The 11576-nt window shown below is 67.9% G+C and carries 9 protein-coding genes; 5 read left to right on the top strand and 4 right to left on the bottom strand.

Annotated features, from left to right (window positions below):
* The first annotated feature begins 196 nt into the window (after positions 1-196).
* Positions 197-1390, top strand: a complete 1194-nt coding sequence (locus tag HNV26_RS11160; RefSeq protein WP_366816840.1) for an SMP-30/gluconolactonase/LRE family protein — start codon at positions 197-199, stop codon at positions 1388-1390.
* 104 nt (positions 1391-1494) lie between these two features.
* On the opposite strand, the gene HNV26_RS11155 is transcribed toward HNV26_RS11160, so the two are convergent.
* The gene (locus tag HNV26_RS11155; RefSeq protein WP_366816839.1) at positions 1495-2013 is read right to left on the bottom strand and encodes a hypothetical protein; all 519 of its coding nucleotides are present in this window, start codon (positions 2011-2013) and stop codon (positions 1495-1497) included.
* 179 nt (positions 2014-2192) lie between these two features.
* Positions 2193-3143, bottom strand: coding sequence for an alpha/beta hydrolase (locus tag HNV26_RS11150; protein WP_171445039.1), 951 nt, complete (start codon positions 3141-3143; stop codon positions 2193-2195).
* A 166-nt stretch (positions 3144-3309) separates the two neighbouring features.
* On the opposite strand from HNV26_RS11150, the gene HNV26_RS11145 reads away from it, so the two are divergent.
* From HNV26_RS11145 to HNV26_RS11130, 3 genes are all read left to right on the top strand, one after another.
* Positions 3310-4233 (top strand): oxygenase MpaB family protein, encoded by a 924-nt coding sequence (locus tag HNV26_RS11145; RefSeq protein WP_171445040.1) that lies wholly within the window; start codon positions 3310-3312, stop codon positions 4231-4233.
* A 150-nt stretch (positions 4234-4383) separates the two neighbouring features.
* Positions 4384-4773 carry a hypothetical protein gene (locus HNV26_RS11140; protein ID WP_171445041.1) on the top strand — a complete coding sequence of 130 codons (390 nt, stop codon included), beginning with the start codon at positions 4384-4386 and terminating at the stop codon, positions 4771-4773.
* Positions 4774-5031: 258 nt separating this feature from the next.
* Positions 5032-7479 carry an ABC transporter permease gene (locus HNV26_RS11130; protein WP_171445042.1) on the top strand — a complete coding sequence of 816 codons (2448 nt, stop codon included), beginning with the start codon at positions 5032-5034 and terminating at the stop codon, positions 7477-7479.
* A gap of 58 nt (positions 7480-7537) precedes the next feature.
* On the opposite strand, the gene HNV26_RS11125 is transcribed toward HNV26_RS11130, so the two are convergent.
* Both HNV26_RS11125 and HNV26_RS11120 read right to left on the bottom strand, forming a co-directional pair.
* Positions 7538-9592 (bottom strand): B12-binding domain-containing radical SAM protein, encoded by a 2055-nt coding sequence (locus HNV26_RS11125; RefSeq protein WP_171445043.1) that lies wholly within the window; start codon positions 9590-9592, stop codon positions 7538-7540.
* 141 nt (positions 9593-9733) lie between these two features.
* Positions 9734-10006, bottom strand: coding sequence for a hypothetical protein (locus tag HNV26_RS11120; RefSeq protein WP_253816451.1), 273 nt, complete (start codon positions 10004-10006; stop codon positions 9734-9736).
* 1171 nt (positions 10007-11177) lie between these two features.
* Here HNV26_RS11120 and HNV26_RS11115 point away from each other — a divergent pair.
* Positions 11178-11501: a hypothetical protein gene (locus tag HNV26_RS11115; RefSeq protein WP_171445045.1), complete on the top strand. Its 324-nt coding sequence runs from the start codon at positions 11178-11180 to the stop codon at positions 11499-11501.
* Positions 11502-11576 lie beyond the last annotated feature (75 nt).

Genomic DNA, 11576 nt, shown 5'->3' with positions numbered 1-11576 from the left:
GGGGATGGTGGGGCGGCGGCGATGGGCAATCGGGGTGCTGGCGTTCGGGCTTCTCCTCGTGGGGTGCGGGGAGAGGGCGCACGCGGCAGCCCGCGCCCCGGGCTTGGAGGTGGCGGGGTCGGCTGCAGGTGAGGGCGAGGGGGTCCTGGCGTGGACGCGTCCGCTGGTTCTGGGGGACAGCGAAGCGCCACATGCCGTGGTGGCTCCCGACGGGGACGTCCTCGTCGCGGCGACCTACCGTGAGCCTCTGGACCTTGGGGGAGGCTCCCTGCCCTTCAACCACGTATCGAGAGCGCCTCACCTGCTGGTGGCGCGCTTCTCTTCGGAAGGCACCCTGCGCTGGGCGCATGGGCTGACACCGGAGGCAGACTCCGCGCGCGCACACGTGGGCGGGCTCGCCGTGGATGGCGAAGGCAACGCGTGGCTGGGCGGCGTGTCCCCAGGCTTCGCGCAGGGCGCGGTGAAAATCCCGCCCGGAGCCTTCCTGGCTCGGCTGTCACCCCAGGGCGCGCTGGAGCGCGTGCGGAACTTCGACGGCACGGGGGCGCTCACCGTCAACGCGCTCGCGCCGGACGGCACTGGCGGCGTGGTGCTGGTGGGAGACTTCCAGGGCCAGCGCGACTTCGGCGACGGCGTGAGGGAATCTCCACAGGGCCAGCGCTCCGCCTTCGCGGTGAGCCTGGACGCCAGCGGCCAGACGCGCTGGAGCCGCACCTGGGCCGCGGAGAACGAAGGCCTGGTGACGGCCCGGGCCGTGGCGGTGGATGTCTTTGGCGGCGTGCACGTCGCGGGGGCCTATGCGGGTTCCGTCTGCTTTGGCGGGCCGACGCTCGTCACGGTGCGGCAACGCACGCCTTTCGTGCTGAAGCTGTCTTCGGACGGCGAGCACGCCTGGAGCCGGGACTTGCGCGGCACCGAGGGCACCGCCAATGCCCTGGCGGTGGGGCCTGACCGCGTCTTCGTCGGTGGGAACTTCTCCGGGCGCTTCTACTTCCGGGGGAAGCCTCACAGCTCCAGCGGCTATCAGGGCTTCGTGGCTGTCTTTGATGCCCAAGGCAAGGAACGCTGGGCGCGCTCCTTCGCGGCCACCACCACCGCGCTGGCCACGGATGATGCCGGGCAGCTCACCCTGGCGGGCTCGCATGATGGCGGGCTGGATTTGGGCGGCGGCGATGTGCCCGCGGGCCTCTACGTGGCCCGGCTCCATCCGGAGGACGGCGCTTCGCTCTGGGTGCGCAGCTTCACCAGTCCAAGCCCCACCCTGGCGCGCACGGTGGCGGTGGACTCGAGCGGCTACACGGTCGCGGCGGGCGCGCTGGCGCGCGCTCTTCCAGAAGGCACGCCCTACCCTCGCCCTCGGGATGGATTCCTCCTCCTCCTGCGGCCCTGAGGGGGAACCGGCTTCAGCACGTGAGCAGCACGGCCCTGCTGTCCACGTTGAGCACCTGGGGCCACGACCTCGGGCCCCAGCAAATCAAATACCGAAGACAGCGATTAGAACAGCCGCAGCAGGGACAGCGAGACGTTCGCCGTGGCGGAGGGCACTCCGCCGAGGATGCACTGGGTCACCCCGGGCATGGACGACACGTCCATCGTCTTGATGGCGAGCGCGTTCTCATACCGGCCGCTGGAGACCCGGCCCAGCAGCGTCACCATCGTCATCCCCACCGGCCGCACATCCACCCCACCGAGGAACTCGATGACGCTCTGCGAGCCGTCATTCCAGGTCACGGTGTTCTGGGTGGGCACGCTCGCAATCAGACAGCTCGCCACGCCATTCCCGGTGATGGTGAACGAACCAAAGGCAATCCCGGGGTTCGCCGCATCCAGACAGGACGAGAACCGCCCCGAGCCCGTCACGTTCACCAGGTGGGCGAAGAGCGAGATGGCCGGCGTGTAGTTCTGACTCTGGCTTCCCTGCGTGCACTCGACCAGGGTGAACTCGGGTGGGGGAACCTGCGCGAACGCCGCCGCGGGAGCGACCGTGAACGCCAGCGCGGCAATACCACTCACGCAACTGGCAACAGCGAATGAGGACTTGAGAGACAGACGCTTCATGGCGACCTCGAATGCAGCGGGGGGAGGCGCCAAGATTGAGAGGCAGCTGGCATGCAGCCATTGCCTTGGAGAGCCGGCGCTCGTCATGCGCTCGCCAGTCTCCTCGGCCGGCTCTCAGAAAATGAAAGGCGGGCTCAGTTCGCGTGCAGCCACTCGCGCAGCTTGGTGGTGGTCAGCGCGATGGCGCCTCGCGCCGCCGGCGTCTGCGCCAGCGCGTTGAGCATGACGAAGTCATGGTGCGTCCCCAGGAAGCGAACCTGGGTGACGTTGACGCCCGCCTCGGAGAGCTTCGCCGCGTAGGCCTCGCCCTCGTCACGCAGGACGTCGTTCTCGTCGGTGATGACCAGCGCGGGAGGCAGGCCCTTGAGCTGGTCCAGTGACGCCCGCAGCGGGGACACGTGCGGGTCCACGCGCTTGCCGGCCTCCGGCAGGTAGGCATCCCAGAACCACTTCATCGCCTTGCGTGTCAGCCACGGCCCCTCCGCGAACTCCTGGTAGGAGCCGCTGTCGAAGTTGGCGTCGGTGACGGGATAGAAGAGCACCTGGAAGCGGATGGACGGGCCCCCGCGCTCCTTCGCGAGCATGCTGACGACGGTCGCCATGTTCCCTCCGACGCTGTCTCCCACCAGCGCCATGCGGCGGGCATCCACGTTGAATTCATCCGGGTGCTCCGCCACGTACTTCGTCGCGGCATAGGCCTCTTCGATGGCCACGGGGAACGTGTTCTCAGGCGAGCGGCCATAGTCCACGAACACCGCGGCGACATTCGCCCCCTGGACCAGCTCCCGCACCAGCCGCTCGTGCGTCCTGGCATCTCCCATCACCCAGCCCGCGCCGTGGACGAACATCAGCACCGGCAGGCGCTCCTTGCTCCCCTTCGGCCGGAAGAGCAGCGTCCGGACGGAGCCCCTGGGCCCCACGGGCAGCTTGCGCTCCTCCACGTCCGCGTCTGGCATGGGCACTGGAATCGACTGCGCCTCGAGGAGGACTTCCCGTGCCTGCTCTGGCGTCAGGGTGTACAGCGGCGGGCTGTTCGAGGCCGCCAGGTCCGAGACGAACTTCTGCGTGGAAGGGTCCAGGTTCATGCGCGCTGCTCCTTGGTCCGGCGCCCGGGACGGACGCCGCCGGAAAGGTGCCAACCCGGGCGCGAGCGTCAGCAACCGTGCGGGCGAGGACCCGACGCAGCGCCAGCGAGCGCGGCAGGCCCTGTCTGGGCTAGACTCCGCGTTCGCATTCACAGAGGAGCGATGGATGAACCGCTTCGCGCTGCGCGACCTCACGGACCGCCTCGACGCCCAGACCCAACACGAGGACATCGTCCGCATCCTCGCCACCCGCGAGTTCCCGTGGGACGTCGAACAGGCGCTCAGCTTCGCGCTGTTCCGCACCTACGCGGTGCCCAGCATCGGCGTCCTCCTGCACGACACGGGCGAGTTCACCCAACGCACCCAGAAGCGCTACGACGACACCGTGCTCATCCTGGACACCATCCTGGAGCACGGCATGGCCAGCCAGGAAGGCCGGAGCGCCTTCCGGCGCATGAACCAGATGCACGGCGCCTATGACATCTCCAACGATGACATGCGCTACGTGCTCTCCACCTTCGTGGTGACGCCCGTGCGCTGGATTGCGGACTTCGGATGGCGGCCGTTCACGCCACATGAAGTGACGGGATGGACGAACTACTACCGCGCCGTCGGCCGCCACATGGGCATCCAGGACATCCCGGAGACCTACGAGGCCTTCACCTCGCTCATGGACGGCTACGAGGCCAAACACTTCGCCTTTGACGCGCGCAGCAAGGCCGTCGCGGACGCCACCCTGGAGCTGCTCACCACCTTCCCGCCGACGAACCTCGCGCCCAAGCGGCTGGTCACCCTCTTCGCGCGCACGCTGATGGAAGACGCCCTGCTGGACGCGTTCCACTACCCCCACCCGTCTGGCCTCAGCCGCAAGGTGTTCCGTCTGGCGCTCAAGGCGCGCGGCACGTTCGTACGCTACGCACTGTCTCCAAAGAAGGAGCCCGCCTACGCCCGGGAGCGCGCGAACATCCGCAGCTACCCGACTGGCTACGCCGTCGAATCCCTGGGAACCTTCCCCAGGACATGTCCCGTGAAGCATGGCGCCGCCGCGGAGGGCTCGCCTCAGCGCGCGCCGCCCAAGGGCGGCCCCTGAAGCACCCGGCGCCTCACGCTGTATGCCATCCGGGGGCTGACCGCGGCTTCGTGGGAGAAAAGGCGCACACAGGAAACTTTCGCCCACATACCCCGACAATCATTTCAAGAAACACATCGCGGGGCCGCGAAGGCCCACGGGGGAAACGCCATGTTCAAGGTCAAGCAGAACCACACGTTCCAGAATCCGATGCGGCAGCAGATCGACCAGACCACGCAGGGCAAGAAGAGCGACTACGCCCACGCGGTCGGCGGCGTGAACCAGATTCTCGACCGGAACAACATCGGCATCTCTTCGCGCTCCCAGGCCAGCGTCATCGACAACGTGAAGAAGGTGGAGACGGGGGAGCGCAGCGAGGTCAACGCCCACCAGCGCGAGGCCCTGAACTTCGGCCGGGACGCCTTCGAGAGCGCCAAGAAGGGCAACTACAAACAGGCGGGCGTGGAGGCCTTCGGCTCCACCGTCAATGGACTGGCCTCGCTGTTCAAGTCCATCTACACGGAGACGCCCAGCGAGAAGCAGGGCATCCCTCCCCACTGAGGTGACGCGCTCCAGTTCGCCGCCGCGCCTTCTGTCGTCTCCTCCGTCATTCCAGGAGCGCGCACGCCCGAACAGGTGAAGGCGAACGTGCAATCCATGACGGTCGCGATTCCAGACGCCTTCTGGGAGGCGCTGAAGAAGGACGGGTTGATTGCGCGGGACGCGCCCGTCCCCTCCAATGCCTGACCACCGCCACTCCGTGCCTGGGTTCATTGCCGGGTGAGCTGTTTTTGCTAGGCTTACCCGCGCGAGGTGGACATGGCCCGTATCGCCGACGGAGTGGGGGACATCGCGAGCGACTTCAAGTTCGCGATGCGGATGCTCCGGAAGGACCCGGTCTTCACGCTGGTGGCCGTGCTGTGTCTGGCATTTGGGATTGGCGCCAACGCGGCCATCTTCAGCGTGGTGGATGCGGTGCTGCTCCGCCCGCTGCCCTACCACGAGCCAGGGCAGCTCGTTCGCCTCTTCGAGACGACACCGGCGCGGGACCCGGCGTGGCTGGGCTCGGTGTCGTGGCCCAATTACCAGGACTGGTCCACCCAGCTCCCCTCGCTGGAAGGCGTGGCCGCCTACGAGTTCCAGGGCCGCAACCTGAATACGCCCGAGGGCGCGGAGCGGGTGAACGTGGTGGCGGCCACGGCCAACCTCTTCCAACTCCTGGGCACGCCGCCCAAGCTGGGCCCCGGCTTCGCGCCCGGAGATGACCAGCCCGGGGCCGCGCCCGTCGTCGTCATCGGCGAGGGCCTGTGGCAACGCCGCTTCGGAGCCGACCCGGGCCTCGTCGGACGCACGCTGACGCTGGACGGCCAGCCGCACACCGTGGTGGGCATCCTGCCCACGGCGGTGGGATTTCCCGCGGGGGCCCGGATGGAGGTCTTCATCCCCTTCGTCCCCTCCGCTGACAGGGTGGACAACCGGGGCTCGCACTTCCTGAGTGTCCTCGGGCGGCTGCGCCCGGGTGTCCCTCCCCAGACGCTCGCCGCGGAGCTGAAGGAAGTGGCGCGCCGCATCGAGGAAGCGCACCCCGCGCAGCAAGCCGGGCGGAGCGCCGCGGCGGTGTCCTTGTCGGAGACGGTGACGGGCAACGTGCGGCCCACGCTGCTGCTCCTGCAGGGCGCGGTGCTGCTGGTGCTGCTCATCGCATGCGCCAACGTGGCCAACCTGCTGCTCGCCCGGACCTCCGCGCGGCAGCAGGAGATTGCCGTCCGCTTCGCACTGGGCGCGAGCCGGGGACACATCCTGCGGCAGCTCCTGGTGGAGAGCCTGCTGCTGTCGCTGCTGGGCGGGCTGCTGGGCGTGCTCCTGGGCGCCTGGGGTGTGAACGCCATGGGCAACCTGGTCCGGGCGTCCTTCCCACTCACCGGAGACCTTCCCCTCAACGGGCGGGTCCTCGGATTCCTCCTGCTGATATCCGTGGGAAGCGCGCTCACCTTCGGCCTGACACCGGCGCTCCAGGCCACGCGCACGCCGCTGCGCGCCAGCCTCGCCGAGCCAGGGGCCAAGCAGTCTCCGTCGCGCGCGCACCACTCCTTTCGCGGCGCGCTCGTCGTGACGGAGGTGGCCCTGTCGTTGGTGCTGCTCGTGGGAGCGGGGCTGCTGCTGCGAGGCTTCGTGAAGTTGCTGGGCACCGAGCCCGGGCTGGAGCCGCGCCACGTCCTCACCGCCCACCTGCCCATCACCCCGAACCAGTACCCTCGGGAGGAGGTCGTCGAGCGCCTCTTCCAGCCCATCCTGGAGAAGGCCCGGACGCTCCCGGGCGTGGAGTCCGCGGCGCTCATCTCCCTGCTGCCCATCCAGACGGCGTGGACCAGCGGGGACTACGGCGTGGAGGGAGAGTTGCCGGCGGAGCCGGGCAAGACGCTGTTCGCGGAGTTCAGGACGACCAGCCCGGACCTGTTCAAGTCGCTGGGGATACCGTTGCTGGCCGGCCGCGACTTCACCGAGGACGACGGCCGCGGCGCCGAGCAGGTCGTCATCGTCAACCAGGCCCTCGCCCGCCGGCACTTCGCGGGAAGCGAGGCTGTGGGACGCCGGCTGCTCATCGGGGGCCAGCCCGTGGAAATCATCGGCGTGGTGGGAGACGTGCGGCAGGCGGGCCTGGACCAGCAGCCCCTCCCCGAGGTCCACCTCCCCTACAACCATCCACGCTCCACGCTCTGGTACTTCCAAGCGGTGACGCTGGTGCTCAAGACACGCACGGCGCCCGCTGGCGTAGCAGCCACGCTGCGCGGCGCGGTGCGCGCAGTGGACTCCGAGCAGCCGCTCTACAACATCATGACCATGGAGGAGATCATCCAGCAGTCCGTGGCGGGACGGCGCCTGAGCCTCACGCTCCTGGGCGCGTTCGCGCTCATCGCGCTGGTGCTGGCCACCGCGGGCCTCTACGGCGTCATCTCCTACCTCGTCTCGCAACGCACCCAGGAGATTGGCATCCGCATGGCGCTTGGGGCACCTCCGAGCCGGGTGGTGCGGCTGGTCATGGACCAGGGCATGAAGATGGCGGGCTTGGGAATCGGCGTGGGGCTCGTCGCCGCCTTCGGACTGTCCCGCTACATGGAAAGCCTGCTGTACGGCGTCAGCGGGACGGACCCACTGACCTTCGGCGTGTTCGCCCTGCTGCTGGGCGGCGTGGCGCTGCTGGCCACCTGGCTGCCCGCGCGCCGCGCCTCCCGCGTGGACCCCATCATCGCCATCCAGAAGCGATGACGGGGCGCTGTCCCTCGCGCCCTGGGCCTCCAGGGACGAGGGACACGGGCGCCCGGCCTCAGGACGCTTCGCGCAGCGCTGTCAGCTCCTCCACGTCCTCGGGCACCGGGTCCAGCGCGGCCGACAGCGCGGGATAGGCGGTGAGCAGGTCCTCCACCGTGGAGCCGAACTGGAGCCACCCGACGATGCGCACCGCGTCCTCGTTGGTGATGCACACCCGGCGCAAGCGCCGGTTCACCACGAAGTGACGCTTGCCCTCGGGCGTGTTGAATTCATAGCCCCGCAGCAGCTCCGCCGCGGAATAGCCCCGGTCCGAATCCTCGACCTCGGCGAAGGCCTTCTTCAGTGCGTCCCGCCCGTAGCGGCTGAGCAGCAGCAGCAGGTGCTCCCGGTCCACCCAGTGCCCGTGCTGGTAGACCTTGCGCTCGCGCTTGAGGCGGTTGTAGCGCTCCAGCATGGCCTGCGCGCCAGCCGCGTCCAGCCCCGTGGCGGGCTCGTATTCATAGAAGAGGTCCAGCACGGTGTCCGTGCGCGGCTTGAAGGTCTTCACGCCGAACTGCTCGGGCGACAGGTGGATGGGCGCGTTGTGCTCGAAGACGAAGGTCCCCGTTCCCTCCGAGTGCAGGATGTCCGAATGCCCCAGCAGGAACTGGACGGTCTCCTCCGCCTCGGCCTCCGTCTCCGTGGGGAAGCCGAAGAAGTTGAAGGTATGGCTCCAGATGCCCGCGTCGTGCGCGAACTGGAGATTGTCCACCATCACCTTCTGCGTGTTGTTCTTGCGCATGTGGCGCTGCACGCGTTCGGACGCCGTCTCCAGCCCGATGTAGAGCGAGCGGAAGCCGATGTCGTGCATGTTCTGGAAGTCCTCCCGCGTGAAGTACTTCTCGAACTTGTAGAGCGCGGTGAAGAAGTAGCGCCCCTTGGGGACGGCGGGCGGCAACATGCGGAAGAGCTTGGGCGGCAGCGCCTCGTCGTTGAACGCGAAGTGCCGGACGCCATGGCGCGCGTTGAGGACCTCCAGGTCCTTGGCAATCATCTCGGGCGCGCGCATGCGGTAGCGGTCGCCGTAAATCATGCCGTGGTAGCAGAACGCGCACTTCCCCCAGTAGCAGCCGCGCGTCGTCAGCAGCGGCAGGACAATCTCGGGGGACAGGTATTCATCCAGCGGAAGCCCCCCGAAATCCGGCGTGGGGACCTCGCTCATCGGCAGTGAGTCCCCCAGCGGCGTCAGCACCAGGCTCTCACCCTCCATGAAGGCGAAGTTGGGCGGGCGGTCTCCCCGTGGGTCTTTCACGGACAGAAAGCGGTCCAGCGGGCGCTCGCCCTCGTACCGGCAGATGAAGTCGAAGCACCTGCCGAACAGCTGGGTGACCCACGTGCGCTCCTTCTCCACCAGGCGGGAGAACACGCTGCCCCCCACCAGCACCGGGACGTCCGGATGGCGCTGCTTCAGCACGCGGCAGAGCGTGAGTCCCGCGACAATCTGCTCGGTGCCGATGATGGACACACCGAAGTAGCGAGGCAGCTGCTTGACGCCCGCGACCTGCTCCTCGAAGAACGCGATGAAGGGGTTGGCGTTGCGGTTGTCGATGAAGGCGAGCAGGGACGGAATGGAGCCCAGGACGTCGCCGTCCTGGAGTGATGTCGTCCCCACCTCGATGACGGGCTCCGCCGCGGAGAACGCCGCGAGCAGCGCCTTGAGCGCGTCCACGCTGTCCTTGAAGCGCTCCACCGTGCCGTAGGTATCGCCAGTGCGCAGCCCCTCCACCTGGACGATGAGCTGCTCATACTCCTCCAGCGTCGCCAGCGCCTGCAGGCACCGGGCGCGGTAGAGGCGGTGCTCATCCGTCAGCGCCTCGATGAAGCGCTCCAGCCGCGCCCGCGCCAGGGGCAGGCGCGCCCGGCTGATGAACCAGCGGTAGAAGACGACGTTCCAGTCGTCCTGGTGGACGCGGTGGCCCTTCTGCTCCAGGTAGGCCTTGAGCGACGGGGTGCTCAGGAAGGGCTGGAGCGGAGACCACTGCGGAGGGAAGACGAGATGAAGGTCCGGTCGCGAGCTGTCGCGGGCCTCCTGGGGGGTGTCACCGGGCCGCTGCGTCAAGGGCGTTTCCATGGGCCAGAACCTCCATGTGCTGGGCTGAACCGACAAGGCTGTGCGTCTTCGCGCGCCGGGAGCGCTCCCATGAATTGAATGCCCCCGAGGAAGCGCTGCCTCCCAACAGGAAGGCAGCGCTGACAACAGACTTCGGTGGAGCTATGCGAGGCCCAGGTCCGCGACGAGCGACTGGAGCATCACCGGCTTGCCGCTGGCCATGGTGCCAGCCTTCGCGACCTGCTGCTGTTGCTGTTGCTGTTGCTGCTGGACCTCGGTCGTCGGGAAGCTGACGTTGCTGACGCCAATGGTGTCATTCACCACGGGCTTCAGGGTCGCGGCGTTGCTGGCGAAGGCTCCGAAGAGCACCGTCAGGGCAGCCGGCGAGGCGAGCGCGCGAATCGTACGACGAGAACCCTTCTTCGAGTCGTCCATGCGTACCTCCGGGGGTGTTGTTTTTGTCTGCGACCCGTCCAGGCCTTCACGCATCACCTGTCCGGGCGTCTTGATTGTCCATGACCTCCTCACGACATATCAAGACGCACCCCAGCAAAACCAAACACAACACCCGCACCACGACTGGATGACTTTACCAGACACCCGAAACGGCGAGCGCGGGCCTCCGGCGTACCGGGGCATCGCGACGGGCAGGAAAAGGGCGGCGCCGAGGACTCAAGGCAGCGGGGGCGGAGGCGGCTCCGGCGTGGGAGGCAGGGCCAGCCCCGGGTACTCCGCCGCCGTGCCAATGAACACCAGACGCGCGCCGCCTCGGAGGACCTCGAACTCTCAGGATGGGACTGTTCACAGGCGACCTTCCTTGTGGAGGAGGGCTGCGGGACGACGAGAGGAGCGGCTCCGAACCCGGGCCTGTCGCACGGCGCAGCGAGGCCCTGCCTTCTCAGACCATCGGCATGGACGACAGGCTTCATGGCTGCGACATGAAGCAGCGCACGAAGAGATAATCCAACCATGACCCATGGTCAAACCACGACGCCCCACCCGCAAATGCAACCACTCCACACCAGCACGACGAGGCGCGCAACAACAGGACTCTCGTTTGGCTCCTCCCGCATCTCCTGGCAAGAACCAGCCTCATCACCGATGGCTGGATGTCTGGCTGTTACATTTCATGTCACAACTGGGACTTTCCCGACACCGGCGACGGCCGCGTGCGTCGAGCCTTGCTTCAGGCAGGCCCGGACGCACGCCGCCATCCGCGGCCTCACGCCGTGACGGCGCCCCTGGGAGCACAGGCCCCCGCGCATCCCCGGTGGCGAACGCCCACTGCCCTGGAGGGCAGGTCCCTTCAGGAAATCCGACAAGGCGTCTGGCCAAGGCAGCGCGCGCGGGTCGCTGGTGAGGAAGAACCGGTCGATGGAGACGCCCATCTCCCGATTCTTCAGGTGCTGACGCGATGAATCTCGACTGCTGTTGGGAGCCTCCTTCGACATCCGGTGCGGCTGCGACGGACCGGGCCGTGGCATCCGTTCTCCCAATGGGAAGTGCTGGCGCGGTTGTCCTCCGCGGCAGCACTCGGCACGTGCTTTCAGCGAATGACGTGGTTGTTGCATCATCGCTGGAGTCCACTCCAGGAAGGAGCCGAGCCATGAAGGCCCCCCGTCTCATCGCCTCGCTGACCGCGTGTCTCTCCCTGTCGCTCATCGCCTGCGGTGGCGGAGAGGCCGACCTGGATGTCCCCGAGCGTGAGGCCCCCGTCAGCGTCGAGCAGGGCCTGGGCTACCCGCCGCACTGCCCCAATGGAGACCTCATCTACTGGCTCGAGAACGTGCAGGCCTGTACGGCGAAGTGCGGAAACACGCGTCAGAACGGCCAGCCCGCGACCCAGTACGCGGCGTGTCAGTCCAACATCACGGGCACGCGCACGCTCATCAACGTGCGTTACTGCATCCCCGGCTGCGAACTGCTTTGAGTAGACGCCCAGCCAGGGCAGCGCGTGCGCATTCCAACGACACACGTCAGACCCACGCCATGAAATGTCCCCACT

This window comes from Myxococcus xanthus (assembly GCF_013116825.1).
GTDB lineage: Bacteria > Myxococcota > Myxococcia > Myxococcales > Myxococcaceae > Myxococcus > Myxococcus xanthus_B.
This window is presented reverse-complemented; position numbering and strand designations above follow the sequence as displayed.